Here is a 17,594-nt window from a genome sequence, read left to right as displayed (position 1 = left end):
ATTAGGATCAAAAAGAAAATGAGAAAAAAAATTTATTTAGCTTTCTTACTCTATTTTACTGCTTTCTCAACGAGTAGTAGTGTCTTTCTTAAAGGAACGCGAGTTATTTTTTCTGCGGAAAGAAAAGAGGCTGTTATTCAATTAGTTAATTCCAGTGATAACACATCACTGGTTCAAAGCTGGATCGATGAAGGTAATATTGATTCAACACCGGAGACAACACAAGCGCCTTTTGTTGTGACGCCTCCGGTTATTAAAATAAAACCTAGAGGGGGGGCGCAACTTCGTATTCAACAGTTAGCAAATCAGCTACCCACTGATCGCGAATCTATTTTTTATCTTAATGTACTAGATATTGCCCCAAAACCCGATAGCGTAAAAACTGAGAATATTTTACAGTTGGCGCTAAGAACAAGAATTAAACTATTTTATCGGCCACAAAATATCAATAAAACTTCTCAGAATGCAGTTGAGCATATAAAAATAACTAAGGTTGGAAAATCACTTTTTATTGATAACCCCACCGCCTATTTTTTTACTCTATCCGCACTTTATAATCAGCTAGATAAAAATAATGCATTATCTAAAACCATTATGTTGCCGCCTTTTTCACAACAAACAGTGGAAAATAAAAGCCAGGTTATTTTCGGTGAGGAGATTTTGATCGAATACATTAATGATGAAGGGCAATTTATTAATCAAGTTAAAAAACTTAAATAGTATTAAAATGCAGTTATTTTGTCTGTTAACCTTGTCACCGTTAAATTGGGTTATCATACGCGAGTATATTTTTATGTTTGTTTTGATTAATATATTTTGTCTATTCAATAGCTAGCGTTAGATTGTTGTTGCCAGAGGTGGGCAGCCACGAGTGCTTTCCAGGGAGAATATTGTGCTAACCATTTTTCTGTCTCTTTTGCGCTTATTTTCTCACTACGATTTAATAGATACTGAAGATTACGTTGGACGGCGACATCACCATGTAAAGAACCGTTCAAATAATTGAAGCCGCGAAGTAAGGAATAACTGATTGTCCATGGACCAATTCCTTTTATTTCATTCAATTTTTGAGTCCAGGCTGACAAATTAGTTTCATCTAAGGAAACATTTAATAGATGATGGTTATTTTTTAACATATTGCACAATGCAATAAGCGTTTTGGCTTTACAGATAGAAAATCCACATAATCTTAGTTTTTGCTCATCATCCGCATGGATCGCAAAGAGAGAAGGAAAACACCAAATTCCAGACGAGTGTTGTTTACCAAAAGCATGAATGAATCGGCGACGAATAGCAATTGCGGCAGCGACACTTATTTGTTGCCCTATAATTGCCCAAGTAATCGCTTCAAATGCGGTTGCTGCTTGATAAATCCTTAAACCCTGTTGACGAGAAATTAAATTACCAATGACTGGGTGGTTATGGTATTTATCTTCAAAAAGTTCAACGGGTTGATATAAACCCAGCATATTTTTTCCCAGTTTTTCCAGCTCTTCCTCAGTAATAGCGGTATGTGGATTGTCAATTTGCAGAGAAAATAAAATGCTATTTTTATTTAACGTAAATGTTAATTCAGCGGGTTGAACATTACATGTAATTCCTTTTTTTAATTGGTTATGGGTGATAATTTCTGCCACACTTTGCTTATCTCGTAAGTGATAGGCAAGAAAGTGTTGGTAGTGAAAATTGTCTGGTAAATGGATAATAGTTTTTTTTGCTAGCATTTTTTGTGGTTATTTGATTTAAAACTTAGTGAATAATCCGCGCTTAATTTGATAAAAAAATAGTAACATAAAAGCAAGTAAATTAAAGACAAGAATTTCTGCATCTCATTCTGTTGTTGGCAAGATAAAAAATAAAAAAATCGCTGTCATTTGCTAAGGTGTTAGATGATATTATCGTCCGTTATTGTGGATTACCGTACTCGATAAAAATCATAAATTATACGATAACGGGTTGGTAATCATTTTTATTCATTCTTGGTATTTAATTTTCCCTTGGTTGTTTATTCTTTTATTTTTGCTTAAGAAGAAATTAATTCACTGATTTTTTTATTTTAAAATTTATCACTAAGTATAATTACTGCTTTTATCTTTATTTAATATTAACCCGTGTTTATTGATTATTAATAAATGGGATACAGATTAGCTAAATAAAATTATTTCCATTTGTAATATCATTTTAAATAAAAATAGTCATTAGCTGATTTATGTTTAACATTGTAGCAACAACAGCATAATTTATACATAATAATTAGGAAATATTTTTAAAGTAAAAAACTAGATTATCATAGATTATTTATTTTTTAATACTAAATGTTAATAATTAATTATATTGCATCAGTTTATTTGATGTTATTTTTTGTACTTTTGTTAATTATTAGTGCTATTGTTGTGGTTCGGCAATTATTCATAAATGGAAACAAATTCATACGTTTTTAAATAATACTTATCTATATCTTTATAGCCGATATAAGTAAGCAAAAGGAGTAATTGCAAATGGAACATTATCTAGAAGCCCGCTTTTTTCTCCCTCGTTGTCCATTTTTTCTATTTTATTGGCATTAATTTACTCTATGCCAATGGTTATTTAATCGGTAATTATCCAAATAAAATAATCGGGATAAACCTAATAAAAATTTATTGATTATGCTAATAAAAATAACAATAGCTGCATATCAATGTCTTTATTAATTTCAATAATAGCTTGAAATTAATATTTGGTATTTGTTTTTTATTTTATGCAAAAAATAGTAGCAGGATTTTTATATTATTTAGATAGGGAAATTATTTATGCAATGCATTGCTAATCGTTACTATTCGAAAACAAAACAGCTAACTGCATATATATTGTTATTTATACAATTATTGTTACCTATTTTTGTTACTTTTTCATCTGTCGCTAAAGCAGCGCAGGATGATGTTACTAGCAATCAAATGCTGGAAACAATCAATGGTATTGATGCGTTGATGAATAATAACTCTGTTTTAAAATATTCCGCTTCAGAGCCAGCTTCTTCATCGCGTCGATCAGCAGCGGCGGCATCAAATTGGAATATTCATACCTTAGCCGATAATAGATCATCGATGTCGGCATCAACCACAAATAACAACAAACCGTCAATTGATCATTATCAGGCATTACCAACATTAGGTATAAAAGAGACGCCTCAGGCTAAACAAGTCGAGTCAGCTGAAAAACAATTTGTGCAAGGTGCAACCCAAATAGCGCAAGGGCTGGCCAATAATAATGCCACAGAAGCAGCCATCAATTATGCGCGTAATCGCGGCGAAGGCCTTTTAAATCAGAAAATTAGTGATTGGTTAAATCAATATGGTAAAGCACGCGTGCAAATTAGTTCAAATAAAACCGGTGACGCTGATTTACTCTTACCACTAATTGATAAACCAAACAGCTTATTGTTTAGCCAAATTGGTATTAGAGCTAATGAACAACGCAGTACCACCAACCTAGGATTAGGTTATCGCCAATATCAGCAAAACTGGATGTGGGGCATTAACAGTTTTTACGATTATGATATTAGCGGAGGAAATGCCCGTTTTGGTGTAGGTGGTGAGTTGTGGACCTATTATTTGAAATTGGCGGTAAATGGTTATTTCCGTTTAACAGACTGGCATCAGTCGTTCCTGCATGAGATGCGTGATTATGATGAGCGGCCGGCCAATGGATTTGATATACGCGCTGAAGGTTATCTACCCAGTTATCCTCATTTAGGGGCTTACGCTAAATATGAACAATACTTTGGTGATGGCGTTAGCCTTAGCCATAATCCAACAGCTAAAGATTTAAAAGATAATCCTTCTGCTACAACTTTTGGTTTAAGTTATACCCCTTTCCCGTTATTAACATTGAAAACTCAAGTTTCTCAGGGAGATTCCAACGATAGTCTGATTGGTGTGGAGTTTGCTTATCGATTTGGTATCCCACTGGCTGCACAGTTAAATCCGGATAATGTAGATTTAATGCGTAGTTTAGCGGGCAATCGTTATGATTTTGTTGATCGTAATTACAATATCGTTATGCAGTACCGTAAACAGGAAATATTAGCCATTTCTCTACCAGACAGTGCGACGGCTGAAGCTGCCCAAACCATAGCAATAAAAGCAACGGTACAAAAAGCCAAATACGGACTTAATAAAATTTTATGGAGTGCCCCGGAATTATTAGCAAAAGGTGGCAAGATCAAGGAGACATCAGCCACTACCATTAACCTAGTGTTACCCTCATACGATGAAGATAACCAAGGTAGTAAAGCTTATACCTTATCCGCTGTTGGTGTTGATAATGAAGGTAATAAATCTAAAGCTGCCATAATGGTGATCAATGTTACTCAGTCCAAGGATGGTTTTGCTTATTTTAGTTTAGAAAATCCGACGCCAATACCCGCAGATGGTAACCAAACTTATTTAGCTAAAGTGCAACTACAAAATGACAAAGGGGTACCACTCGCCGACAAACAAGTGACATTTTCCGTTACTGGTTTTAGCAAAAGCGCCAGTACGCTGGCAGCAAAAAATAAAGGCGGAAATGCCGGGGTTGTCATGCTTAGCGAAGATGGCCACCGTATGGGCAATCCTTTAACTGAGACCACAGATCCCGAGGGTAAAATCAATATAAAAGTTAAAAGTGACTTGGCCGGTCAGGGAGAATTGATTGCTACCATGGCAAATGGTAAGAAAAAGACCGTTTCTATCCAATTTACACCTGATGCTACTACCGCCAAAGTGAGAAATGTTACCCTGATTGATAAGAAAAACAGTAAGGTAGCCAATGGCGTCGATAGCTTTAGCTATGAAGCATTTGTGGTTGATCAGTTTAATAATCCGCTGCCAAATGTTGATGTTACTTGGTCAACTAATCAGCAAGATAAGGTCACTTTATTAAACGATAAAAGTAAAACAGATGCCAATGGACGGGCGATTATCACGCTGCGTAGTACCTTGATTGCCGTCGATAATGTGGAAGTCAGCGCCAAATATGCCAACACGCTTGAGATGACAGCCGATAGAGTGGTTAGTTTTGTCGCTGATGAACACACAGCTAAGGTTAGTGAGGTTTCATTGCATGGTCGAGCAACAGATAAAGTTGCTGATGGCAAGAGTTCTTTTACTTTTAGCGCCAAACTGGTTGATGGTAATGGTAATCAAATCAGAAAAAGTGGCTTAATGGTTAATTGGTCACATGACAAAGATCCTAAAGAGGTTCTATTATCAGCTGCAACTAGTCCCACAGATAATAATGGTATTGCCACCATTGAACTAAAAAGTACGACTACCCCAGTCAATCAGATAGTGGTCAGTGCAAATTTTGCGGCGACAGCAAGGATAGAAGCGGATAAAAAGGTCAATTTTATCGCTGAAGAAGGTGTCGTTACAGTCGGTACTGTGCAGTTACAAGATCCTGTCAATGTAAAAGTAGCTGATGGTAATCAGAGCTTTACTTTTGCCGCTCAGCTTGTTGATAGCAAGGGTCAAGCCGTTAAAGAAGCCGGGATCATCGTTAATTGGTTCCGTGATAAAGATGACGTTAAGTTATTACGAGATACTAGCGAAACCAATGAACAGGGAATAGCTACTGTTACACTGCAAAGTACAACTAAGGCCGTCGATGATGTACAGATTAGTGCTAGCTCGGGTAGCTTAGAAGAAATAAATGCCAATAAGAAAGTGAGTTTTATTGCCAATGAAAGCCAAGCGCATATTGGTAGTGTGCTGCTAAACGGTATAGAACGCACTAAAATTGCTGATGGTAATACCTCCTTTACCTTTACCGCACAACTGATTGATAACAATAATAACGCCATTAAGAAAAGCGGTTTGCCAATTAATTGGACACATGATAAAGGCGATCAAGTTAAGTTAGCTGACCACAGCCTAACCGACGAAAATGGTATCACTACTGTTACACTATATAGCACAACAAAAGCGGTGGATGCAGTTCAAGTTAGTGCCAGTTATGCCGGTACGGCTAGCCAATCAGCCGATAAAACCGTCAGTTTTATCGCTAATAAAGATTTGGCTAAGTTAGGTGAGGTTAAGCTAGTTGGGCAGGAAACGCGTAAAATTGCCGATGGTAAAGAGAAATTTATTTTTAACGTCCAACTGTTTGATGTAAATGACAATCCAATCAAAAAATCTGACCTGATAGTCTATTGGGCCCATGATAAGCCAGGTAAAGCCCAATTAAATCCAACCAGCAAAACAGATAAAAATGGTATTGCTACGGTTGAATTGCAAAGCACAACCATGGCGATTGATGATATTGAAGTTTCCGCCAAACTTGGTAGTGGCGATAAAAAAACGGCAAAAGATAAAGTGAGTTTTATTGCCAATATAGCGACCGCTGAAGTTAGAAATGTCAAGTTACAAGGTAAGATAGACCGTAAAGTTGCTCATCCTAGTAATAACTTTGTCTTTACCGCGGCATTGGTTGATGTTAATGGCAACCCGATCAGAGAAGAAAACCTATCGATTAACTGGTCGACTAATCAAGGTAGCAATGTTCGCTTTAAGGATAATATTGATATCAGTAAAACAGATGCCGATGGACTTACTTCTATCACTTTAGAGAGTAAGGACGTTGCAGTAGCTAATGTGATTGTTAGTGCTCATTATGCTAGTTCAAGACCACAACGCGCAGATAAACCTGTCAGTTTTATAACCGTCTCTTTTAGCCGTTTAATTGTTAATGGCCATAATTTCCCAACCAGCGCTCAATTCCCAACCACTGGCTTCCGCGGTGCTAAATTTACCATTGAGACGCAAGGGGCCCCGGCTTCAGAATTCAAGTGGCAAAGCAATCAAGGTTGGGTTTCAGTTGACAACGGGCTGGTAACGTTTACGGAGAATGGGACAAGTAAAAAAGTCATCATTACAGCAAGACATGAAACGGGTGGTGATCCGATTGAATATACCTTTAGTCTAAATAATTGGTTTATTTTTTCTGACGAGAAAAAATGGGATGAAGCTCAACGCTGGTGTGCAAATAATGGTGGTGCTATGCCAACCGTTGCACAACTTAGTCAAGGCAAAGGAAAACGTGCAGTAGGCTCACTATGGAGTGAATGGGGTAAATTCAGTCATTACGATATCAGAGATGATTACTATTGGACTAATAACAAAGTCACTAATGAACGCTACAAAATAGTCAAATTAGATGATGGTTTTGCTAGTGATAATTATACCAATCAGCTGCAAGAGGTCGTTTGTATTAATGGTATCTAACTGTCTTTAAAAATGAGAGAAATTCCCGTCTTGATACGACGGGAAGATAAAGTGTAATGATAAGTTTGTTTAATTGAATTCTATAACTTGTTAGCGAAACAGAAATCATTCCAATAAATGGCTTTTTTGGCGGAATAATTTTTTGATTTATTGGTAGTAGGATTTATATATTATTAGGGAAGAAATCCATGCAACGTAATGCTAATTGTTATTTTACAAAAACGAAACGGATAATCGCCTATCTATTACTGTTTATACAATTGTTTTTGCCGGTTTTCGTTGCCTCTTCATCAATAGCAAAAGCGGCGCAAAATAGTAGCTCAAATAATTCGATGATGGACACTATCAATGGCTTGAATAACCTAATGCAAAGCCCATTGACCAAGGATACACCTGCTGTCAATAAAGAGCAGGCAGAATCGAATAAAAATAATGCGGCAGTAAAAACATCTGTGTCAGGTCCACCCTCTGATTCGGCATTAACCATGTTAGAGGCACACTTTTCTTCCCAACAATCAGTAGCACCCATTCACCCGGCTAAAAATAGCAAGCAGGATGCTATTTTTAATACATTACCGACCTTAGGCATCAATGATAACGAGCCTAAGTCGCAAACGGTTGTTTCAAGCGAACAACAAATGGCACAAAATATTGCTCAATTAGCCCAAACCTTGTCAACGGATAACGCCATCAAGGCATATATGGGGTATGCGCGTAGTATTGGTGAAAACCTGGTAAATCAAAAAATCCATGATTGGTTAAGTCAGTTTGGTAATGCTCGAGTACAAATTAATAGTAATAAAACCGGTGATGTCGATTTATTAGTACCGGTGCTGGAGAAACCAAATAGTTTGTTATTCAGTCAAATTGGTATTAGAGCAAATGAACATCGCAACACAACTAACTTAGGTGTGGGTTATCGTCAATATCAGGATGCCTGGATGTGGGGCATCAACAGTTTTTATGATTATGATATTACTGGTAATAACTCTCGTTTTGGGGTTGGCGGTGAATTATGGGCCGATTACCTTAAACTGGCTGTTAATGGTTATTTTCGTTTAACTGACTGGCATCAATCACGTCTACATGAGATGCGGGATTATGATGAGCGTCCAGCCAATGGGTTCGATCTGCGTGCGGAAGGATTTTTACCCAGCTATCCGCATTTAGGCGCTTATGCTAAATATGAAAAGTATTATGGTGATGGGATTAGCCTTAATAATGGTCTCTCAAGTAGTGATTTGATAGATAATCCTTCTGCTACCACCTTTGGCTTAAGTTATACTCCTTTCCCATTATTGACTTTTAAAAGCCAAATTTCCCGTGGCGATACTAAGGAAAGTAGCATTGGTATGGAGTTAGCATATCGGTTTGGTGTCTTGCTGGCGGAACAGCTTGATCCCGATAATGTAGATTTAATGCGTAGTTTAGCTGGTAACCGTTATGATTTTGTCGATCGTAATTACAATATTGTCATGCAATATCGTAAGCAAGAACTTTTATCTATTTCTTTGCCAGAAAGCACTAACGGTGAGGCGGCACAAACCATACCGATAACGGTCACGGTTAATAAAGCCAAATATGGCTTAAAACAAGTTAGCTGGACAGCGCCAGAATTAATTGTTCAAGGTGGTAGCATTCAAGCTATGTCACCGACCTCAATTAATTTAACCTTGCCCGCTTATATTTTCCAAAAACAGTCTAAAGCCACTCAATCATACCGTATCTCAGCAGTGGCTGTTGATAATGAAGGTAATCAATCTAATACCGCAGTGATGGTGATTAATGTCTCACCATCACAAGATACGATCCGCTCCATAACATTAACGCCAAATAGTACCCTGGTAGCGAATAATAGCGATGCTTACGTTGCTACTGCATTAGTCCAGAATAAAAAAAATGAAGTACTGGTCGGTAGAGCAATTACGTTTACCATTGATGGATTCCAGTCTAGTGGAGTATCACTGTTTAATATGGATGGCAAGCGTGCTGATAGTCAGACAGTGATCACAGATAACGAGGGTAAAGCTAAGGTTAAAATTACCAGTAAGGTCGTTGGCACCGGTACATTAACCGCAGCGATGAAAAATGGTAATAGAAATGCCATCCCAGTTAGTTTTGCACCTGATATCGCCACGGCAAAAGTAGCAAGTGTTACATTGAGCGGTAATGAGACCAATAAAGCGGCTGATGGTATAAGTCGATTTACTTTCGAGGCATTAGTGACCGATCAATTTAATAATCCAGTACCCAATATTAATGTTAATTGGTCACATGATAAAGGTAATACCGCTATCCTATCGGCAGAACAGAGCCAAACGGATGAGAATGGACGCGCGACGATTACTTTGACCAGTAAGGTTGTAGTGGATGATGTTAGGGTTAGTGCCAATTATAATAACCCCGCTAATAAAGTCGCGGCCAATAAAGCCGTAAACTTTATTTACATTTTGGCTACCGCTAAAGTTGATAGCGTTACTTTAGAAGATAGTGAGAGCCAAAAAATAGCTGATAATAATAGCTTCTTTACCTTTAGCGCCCAATTAGTTGATGGTAACGGTAATCCCATCAAGCAAAAAGGTTTAGAGGTTAATTGGTCACATAATAAAGGTAATGAAGTTAAATTAGCGGCAAAAAGTCAAACCGATGAAAACGGGCGAGCTTCTATTGCGTTATATAGTACGACCGCAGCGATAGAGAGCGTTGTTGTTAGTGCAAGATTTGGTTCAACCAAGAGAGTCGATGCCGATCGTCAAGTGGCTTTTGTTGCTGATGAAAATTCAATCAGAGTGAAGAGCGTGACCCTTAATGATAAAAACAACAGTAAATTAGCCAATGGTCATAACAAATTCACATTTACTGCCTTGCTATTAGATGGCAATGATAATCCAGTCAGACAACGGACAGTCAACTGGGCGCACAATAAGAATGATGAAGTAAAATTGTCGGCAGCAACCAGTCAAACGGATGAAAATGGTCGTGCGACCATCACATTACACAGTACCACCACTGCGGTGAATAATATTATTGTCAATGCAAGGTATGGCGCTTCAGCGGCAGTCAATGCGCAGGAAGTTGAGTTTTATGCTGATACCAATACCGCTCAAGTGGGGGATGTGACATTAGTTGATAGTGAAGTTAGCAAAGTCGCTGATGGCAACAATCACTTTACCTTTAATGCTCAATTAGTCGATAAATATGGCCATCCGATCAATAAAGCGGGTCTGAAAGTGGAATGGTCACACAATAAAGAGCAACAAATCACTTTATCCGCTGAATCAACTCCAACCAATGATAGAGGCATTGCGACGGTTACCTTGCATAGTAGTAAGATTGCGGTCGATGATATTATTGTTTATGCAAAATATAGGGTACCGCCACAGAAACGAGCCGATAAAAATGTGAATTTTATTGGTGATGTTAAGACGGCTAGAGTGGGCAAGATCACCTTAAATGATGCTGAAAATAAGAAGATCGCCGATGGTAAGAGCGGCTTTGAATTTAGCACCCAGTTAGTTGACCATAATGGTAATCCGGTTAAGCAAGCAGAATTAGTCATCAAATGGCGACAAGATAGTGGAGCTAGTGTCAACTTACCGGCAACCAGTAAAACGGATAAAGATGGCCGTGCTACGGTTATTCTGCAAAGTAGCCAAAAAGCCGTGGATAACGTGGTGATCTATGCGGAATATGGCTCCAGTGGGGAGAAAAAATCCGACGCAGTGAATTTTATTGCTGATATTAACACCGCTAAGATAAAAGAAGTCACATTGGATGGTACGGAAACTGATAAAGTCGCCGATGGTAATAATCGCTTTATCTTTAAGGCACAATTAGTTGATAGATATGATAATCCTATCAAGGAAGCGGGTCAGGATATCAGTTGGTCGCTGGAGGATGAAAAAGCCAAAGATGTTCAACTGTCGGCAGAATCAAGTCCAACAGATAAAAACGGGTTTGCGACTATAGAACTCATCAGTACCACTAAAGCGGTGGCTAACGTGGTTGTCAGCGGCCAATATGGTACCGCGCCTAAAGTGGATGCAAACAAGGCCATTAACTTTATTGCCGATATTGCTACGGCCAGAGTGGGGAGTGTGGCATTAGTCGATTCAATCGTTCGTAAAGTCGCTGATGGCAACAATGATTTTACTTTTACAGCCCAGTTGATTGATCAACATAATAACCCAGTTAAAGTGCCAAATTTATATATAAATTGGCAACAGGACAAAAATAATAATGCAGTCATCTTACCGGAAAGGAGTAAAACTGATGCTACTGGGCAAGCAACTATTAAACTGAAAAGTACCAAAACTGCGGTGGATGATATCACTGTCAGCGCGCACTATGGTAGTACGGCAAAACAGGCTGCGGAACTGACAGTCAATTTTATCCAGGTTTCTTTTAGTAACCTCAGAGTCAATGGACATAATTTCAAGATAGATGATGGATTCCCGACAACCGGTTTTAGTGGTGCTAAATTTATCATCAATACTAATGGCGTTCCTGCTTCAGAATTTCAGTGGCGCAGTAGTGAAGATTGGGTATCAGTCCATAATGGAGAGGTTGTTTTTAAAGATAGACCAGCTAGTAACAAAAAATCGGTGACAATAACGGCGGTTCATAATACCGGTGGTGATCCTGTTGAATATAAATTTACGCTGCAAAAATGGTATGTGTATAGTGGTGAGCAAATGAATTGGAATAGGGCAACTAACTGGTGCAGTAGACAAACTGGGAACACGAGGTTGCCAACAGTTAAACAGATTAGTATTGGCAGATTTAAATATGGAATTGGATCATTATGGAGTGAATGGGGCAATACCAGTTTTTATGGTTGGAATAATCACATGTATTGGACATCGACAAAATCGGGTAGTAGTGTTGACAGTGTCGGCATGGTGAGTGGTTTTATCGGTACTAATGCTGAAAGTGAAGAGTTATTCTTTACCTGTATTAGCGATCTTTAAAGGAAGCAAATTAACCCTTGGATCCGATTTAGTGAATATTAGTAGAATTAGATAAATTTACGTTATCCTAAAAAGGTTTATGCGCTAAATATTTTGCTGCATAAACCTTTTGGTTATTAGTTCAAATTAGACATTGGGTAAGATAAATTTAAGGGTATGGGATTTATCGATAATTACTTGCCCGGTTCTATAAATACACAGTTAGAACCGGGATTGTATTGCAGGTTAATTTTAAATTATTTTAATAATATCAATATGTTAGTTGGTTTTTTTTGCGACGGCAGCAGCCTTGACAATAGTAGTAAAAGCATCGGCTTTCAGCGATGCTCCGCCCACTAATGCGCCATCAATATCGGGTTGACTGAAAAGCTCGGCAGCATTGTTGGCATTCACTGAACCGCCATACTGAATAATGACTTGTTCGGCAATGGCGCGATCTTGCTTGGCAATATGGTCACGAATAAATTTATGCACCGCTTGTGCCTGGGCTGGAGTAGCTGATTTGCCGGTACCAATCGCCCAAATCGGTTCATATGCAATAACACTATTTTCAAATGCGCCAGCACCTAGGCTATTTAATACCGCATCGATTTGACGAGCGCAGACTTGTTCAGTTTTGCCGGCGCTGTTTTCTTCTTCAGATTCACCAATGCATAGCACCGGTATTAATCCTTGCGATTTTAATACGGCAAATTTCCGCGCGATATACTCATCGCTTTCTTGATGATAAGTTCTACGTTCAGAGTGACCGATAATAATATATTTTGCACCAATATCTTTTAGCATTTCAGCTGAAGTATCACCGGTAAAAGCCCCAAACAGATTAACGTCAACATCTTGCGCGCCAAGTGCTATCTTGCTTCCAGCTAACGCTTGTTCTGCTTGCGCCAGGTAAAGCGCTGGTGGTGCTATTGCGACATCACAGCCAGTGACACTATTTAATTCATTACGCAAATTTTCAATCAGTTCTTTAACCATTTTTGTACTGCCATTGAGTTTCCAGTTACCCATGACTAATGGATGCCGCATGTTTTCCTCCAACTAAAAAATGTTTATTAATTAATGAGATAAAGACAATCAATCATTATTTCGTTTATGCAAAGGGATAGTATAAAGATGCTATGACTAACTCACTTTGTTTTTTGTCATTCATGTGTGATGTTATCATCATTTAGTGAGAGCTTAACCGGCTCAATAGCGAAAGTAATCATATTATCTTTACTTTTTACTAAAATATAACGGATAGCGCCTACTATTGTTTCATCACTTTGCACCTGATTATGTTGCTCTAACATACGATCCAATACAGCGGTTAATTGGGATAGGTTGTTAATCGAAGTGGTTTTTTCGAAGTGATTAATAATTGCCATAACATAACGTTCGAACAATTGTCGATTAATTTTATAACTGTTAGCACCATCGGGTGGCAGTAAGGTTAGTTGTAGACTTTTAATTTTTTCACTTCCTCGTTCAAGTACAGCGGAGGAGTAAATTTTGTTGTTAATTCGACTGGCAGCGCGAATATAAGGTAAGCTAATATCCTTGCTTTTGATCACTTTAAATTCATGTATTGGATAGTTGGGATTATCCTGGTTATATTTTTGACGAAATATGGGAATAGTTTCATTGAATAAGGCCGCATCTGGTGATAAATAAGCAACCGAAACCTCTGTTTCTGGCATAACGGGTAATTCTTTTGCCAGCACAGGGAAAAGTGGCAATGCTCCAATAAAGATTAATGCAAATGTTAACTCAAATTTGCGATCGTAGGTTTTCATCATCGTTACTCGTCAGTATTAATTTCATCATAAAGAGATTAATTAGGATAAACAAATGACATTACAACAATGGGCACTCTCATTTAAAGGACGGATTGGTCGAAAACCATTTTGGTTTGGTATCGTTATTTGGTTTTTAGTAATGGTTATGACATCTAGTCTACAAATTTATTTTTCATTTTCTCCTTATATTCTGCTGCTATTAGTCATATTGTTGCTCTATCCATTGGCGGCGATTTTTACCAAACGTCTACATGATCGTGGTAAATCTGGTGGCTGGTTGTTGTTGTTATTGTTGGTTTTTTTGCTATTTTCTATTGATGTTAGTTTATTAACACCCTTTTGGCAGTGGGGTATTGGACGATTTCTACCTTTATTTATTGTTATCATATTGTTTTTAGATTGTGGGAGTTTTAAAGGTCTAGATAAAGCTAATCGTTATGGTAAAAAAACTGAGCAAGTTGACTATTTCAACTGATTAATATTTGTTTACTTTCTGCTTACCAATACTGTTCACTAGTAATTTGTCCTGCTTTACGGCGTAAATGTTTATCCATCCCTCTTTGTGTTTTTAGCAGCTGTTGGGTGTCTTTAACCATGTTTGGATTACCACAAAGCATAACATGGCTAGTTAAGGGATCAATTTTTGCCTTTACTGCTTGTTCTAACTGTCCGCTCTCAATTAGCGCTGGAATACGACCAGTCAATGAGCCAGTTTGGTTTTCTCGACTGACAATGGTTTGGATCTTCAATTTTCCCTGATATTTTTTCTCAAGGGTTTGCATTAATGCTAAGTAACTCAGATCTTCAGCGTAGCGTACCGCATGTACCAGGATGATTTGATTAAAGCGCGCTAAATTTTCGCCTGATTGTAAAATAGATAAGAAAGGTCCAATTGCGGTACCTGTCGAGAGCATCCATAGGGTTTCACAATCAGGCAGTTCTGCTAATACAAAAAAACCGGCTGCGTCTTCAGTGATATAGATGGGATCACCAGGTTTTAATGCGGCAAGATGTGGACTGAGTTTCCCTTCTGGTACGGTGACGAGATAGAATTCTAATTGATTATCAAAGGGATCATTAACATAAGAATAGGCGCGTTGGATACGCTGGCCATTGATTTCCAGCGCAAGTTTAGCAAATTGTCCAGCAATAAACGGTTTTATTGGCGCTTCGAGGATCAGACTAAATAATGAGTCTGTCCATTTGTGGTTTTTAATAATTTTTCCTGTTACCCAATTTGCCATATTATTGGCCTCCCAATGTGTCAAATAAAGCATTAATTCTTGGTCATATTATGTCAAATTTAGGCAAAACCATTATCGATAATGTGTTTTAACTATTTAATTAAATTATGTCTCTTTCATTATGATATAAAATTGTACAGTTATCTTTACAAAATAAGTCAATGGGATTCGGCAAGGTGGGTAAATAATTTAATTGCTTAACTCGAATTTTTTTTTAAATTTGTTAGATTAATTGATATTAACGCATCGATTTGCTGGGGCAGTTTTTCTTTATCCCCTAATTTATTGTAAACTTTTTTAATTAATTGATTATTATATAAAATGAGAAAATTAGAACACTTCAATTTGCTATTTATGCTTATTGCTTTAATTGCTGTCGGCCAGATGACGCAGACAATTTATGTCCCGGTTGTTGCAGAAATTGCTGCTTATTTTGGTGAACCTGACGGTGCAGTACAAAGCGTAATGGGCGCTTATCTGCTATTTTATGGTTTTTCACAACTATTTTATGGACCGATATCCGATCACATTGGTCGTCGTCCTGTTATTTTAGTTGGCTTAATTATCTATTTGATCGCCACCCTAATAGCGATTTTCGCGCCTTCATTGCAGATCTTAATTATCGCAAGTGCGCTGCAAGGCTTAGGGATCGGTGTTGCTGGCGTAATGGCAAGAACCATGCCGCGTGATCTCTATATTGGAACAGCCTTGCGTTATGCTAATAGCATATTGAATATGGGAATATTAGTAAGTCCGTTATTGGCACCTATGATTGGCGGAGTGATCGCCTATTTTTTAGGCTGGCAGGCAACTTATATTTTCCTGTGTCTGTTAGGTGGTTTTGTCTTGATCAGTATGTGGAAATGGTTGCCTGAAACATGCCCACCTGCTTCTGAAAAAAGAAATATGCTTTCTGCTTATTATGCATTGTTATCAAATCTTACCTTTGATGCTTACCTGGTAATATTGATTGGCGGATTGGCCGGTGTTGTGGTATTTGAATCAAGTAGCGGCGTATTATTGGGAGGCGTATTAGGTTTTAATAGTATTACTGTCAGTATTTTATTTATTTTGCCTATTCCTGCGGCATTTTTAGGTGCCTGGTATGCCGGACGTGAAGGAAAAACTTTTTCTCAGTTAATGTGGCGTGCAGTATTTTGCTGTGTTGCTGCGGCAATTATCATGTGGTTACCAGGTTGGTTTGGATTTATGAATGTGTGGTCATTATTGATCCCTGCCGGACTTTTTTTCTTTGGCGCAGGTATGTTATTTCCATTAGCAACTACCGGAGCCATGGAGCCTTTTCCTTATTTAGCGGGGGCAGCTGGGGCACTGGTTGGCGGTTTGCAAAATGTGGGTTCAGGCGTGGCAGCTTGGCTATCGGCACATTTACCCCAAACTGGACAATTTAGTTTGGGGATGTTGATGTTTGTTATGTCTATCCTTATTTTATTATGTTGGTTGCCGCTGGCATATAAAATGGATAAAAAATAATTACCCATTTAATAAATATATTTAGAGAATAAAATTAATCGAATATGGCTTCTGTTACACAATGGCAATATGATTTTGGTTGGTGAGAAACGCGCTCGTTAAGCAATGTAGCGGTAATTATTTTTTCTTTATTGTGAGAGAAGCGCTGATCTGCCAGTAATTCAGCTAATACGGCTCTATCTTTTTCTGCTGTATCAATTGATTTTGCTGCTTTGTTTTCTCGGTTATCAGCGGTTTGTTGTTTAATTGAGGGAGTGACCGTCATCTGCTCTTGGTTATTGGTAATATCTGTCAGCGCTGTTTGACTATTATCGTCGTTATAAAGAATATGTTCTTCAATATCTAAAATGGAATGATTGGGATTGAATAATTGGATTGGGGTGAAAGTATCGGATGGTTTTATTACAGTGGCTGCTGGCTCCATAGTTAACTGTAAGGGCTTAGGTAGCCAATCGCTAGGATAACTTTCTGATGGATTAATTGGCATCGCAATGAGATTTTCTTTTGGTATCGGCTGGTAGTTTTTTTCTCCTTCTGGCAGCCAGGTTAATTCTATAGTGTCCCAATATTGATCACCAACAGTGTGACTATTGGTGCTCCAGAATAGCCAAATGGAATAATGTTTGCCGGCTTCCAGATAAATTGTTTGGTAATCTCGGTAGTCGAGTGTATGTGTTCGATTTTTGTCTTGAATATAAACCCGCCCTATATCATCAGCTTTAAATCTTAAATAATAATGCTTGGTTTCTGTTGGCGCCAAAAAGCCAGAAAAAAGCCATAATGTGGGTTTCAATTGTTCGCCATTTAACACGTTAGACTTAAAATCGGCATCAAATTGGTCAAACTTTCTTTTTCCCAACC

At 37.9% G+C, this 17,594-nt stretch carries 10 protein-coding genes; 5 read left to right on the top strand and 5 right to left on the bottom strand.

Annotation, left to right across the window (positions count from 1 at the left end):
- The first annotated feature begins 18 nt into the window (after window positions 1-18).
- Entirely contained in the window at window positions 19-720 is a 702-nt protein-coding gene (locus H1X92_RS04620) for a fimbrial biogenesis chaperone (RefSeq protein ID WP_180559056.1), read from the top strand.
- A 104-nt stretch (window positions 721-824) separates the two neighbouring features.
- On the opposite strand, the gene H1X92_RS04615 is transcribed toward H1X92_RS04620, so the two are convergent.
- Complete coding sequence (locus tag H1X92_RS04615; RefSeq protein ID WP_180559055.1) at window positions 825-1,724, bottom strand: DNA-3-methyladenine glycosylase family protein; 900 nt, start codon at window positions 1,722-1,724, stop codon at window positions 825-827.
- A gap of 1,068 nt (window positions 1,725-2,792) precedes the next feature.
- Between H1X92_RS04615 and H1X92_RS04610 the strand changes: the two genes are divergently transcribed.
- Window positions 2,793-7,244, top strand: a complete 4,452-nt coding sequence (locus H1X92_RS04610) for an inverse autotransporter beta domain-containing protein (protein WP_180559054.1) — start codon at window positions 2,793-2,795, stop codon at window positions 7,242-7,244.
- A 188-nt stretch (window positions 7,245-7,432) separates the two neighbouring features.
- Window positions 7,433-12,214, top strand: coding sequence for an Ig-like domain-containing protein (locus tag H1X92_RS04605; RefSeq protein WP_180559053.1), 4,782 nt, complete (start codon window positions 7,433-7,435; stop codon window positions 12,212-12,214).
- A gap of 258 nt (window positions 12,215-12,472) precedes the next feature.
- On the opposite strand, the gene tpiA is transcribed toward H1X92_RS04605, so the two are convergent.
- Together tpiA and H1X92_RS04595 are read right to left on the bottom strand one after the other, a co-directional pair.
- Window positions 12,473-13,243: a triose-phosphate isomerase gene (gene tpiA, locus H1X92_RS04600; RefSeq protein ID WP_180559052.1), complete on the bottom strand. Its 771-nt coding sequence runs from the start codon at window positions 13,241-13,243 to the stop codon at window positions 12,473-12,475.
- Between the two features lie 116 nt (window positions 13,244-13,359).
- Complete coding sequence (locus tag H1X92_RS04595; protein ID WP_225506614.1) at window positions 13,360-13,995, bottom strand: DUF1454 family protein; 636 nt, start codon at window positions 13,993-13,995, stop codon at window positions 13,360-13,362.
- 52 nt (window positions 13,996-14,047) lie between these two features.
- On the opposite strand from H1X92_RS04595, the gene H1X92_RS04590 reads away from it, so the two are divergent.
- Complete coding sequence (locus tag H1X92_RS04590) at window positions 14,048-14,470, top strand: DUF805 domain-containing protein (RefSeq protein ID WP_180559051.1); 423 nt, start codon at window positions 14,048-14,050, stop codon at window positions 14,468-14,470.
- Window positions 14,471-14,492: 22 nt separating this feature from the next.
- Here the strand turns inward: H1X92_RS04590 and fpr are convergent, their stop codons facing one another.
- Entirely contained in the window at window positions 14,493-15,239 is a 747-nt protein-coding gene (gene fpr, locus H1X92_RS04585; RefSeq protein WP_180559050.1) for a ferredoxin--NADP(+) reductase, read from the bottom strand.
- 321 nt (window positions 15,240-15,560) lie between these two features.
- Between fpr and emrD the strand changes: the two genes are divergently transcribed.
- Window positions 15,561-16,733, top strand: coding sequence for a multidrug efflux MFS transporter EmrD (gene emrD / locus H1X92_RS04580; protein ID WP_180559049.1), 1,173 nt, complete (start codon window positions 15,561-15,563; stop codon window positions 16,731-16,733).
- Between the two features lie 34 nt (window positions 16,734-16,767).
- Here emrD and H1X92_RS04575 read toward each other — a convergent pair whose 3' ends face one another.
- Entirely contained in the window at window positions 16,768-17,526 is a 759-nt protein-coding gene (locus tag H1X92_RS04575) for a hypothetical protein (RefSeq protein ID WP_180559048.1), read from the bottom strand.
- Window positions 17,527-17,594: the final 68 nt, after the last annotated feature.

This window comes from Arsenophonus endosymbiont of Apis mellifera, assembly GCF_903968575.1.
In the GTDB taxonomy this organism is placed as follows: domain Bacteria; phylum Pseudomonadota; class Gammaproteobacteria; order Enterobacterales; family Enterobacteriaceae; genus Arsenophonus; species Arsenophonus apicola.
Note: the sequence above shows the minus strand (reverse complement) of the source record. Positions and strands in the feature narration are given on the sequence as shown.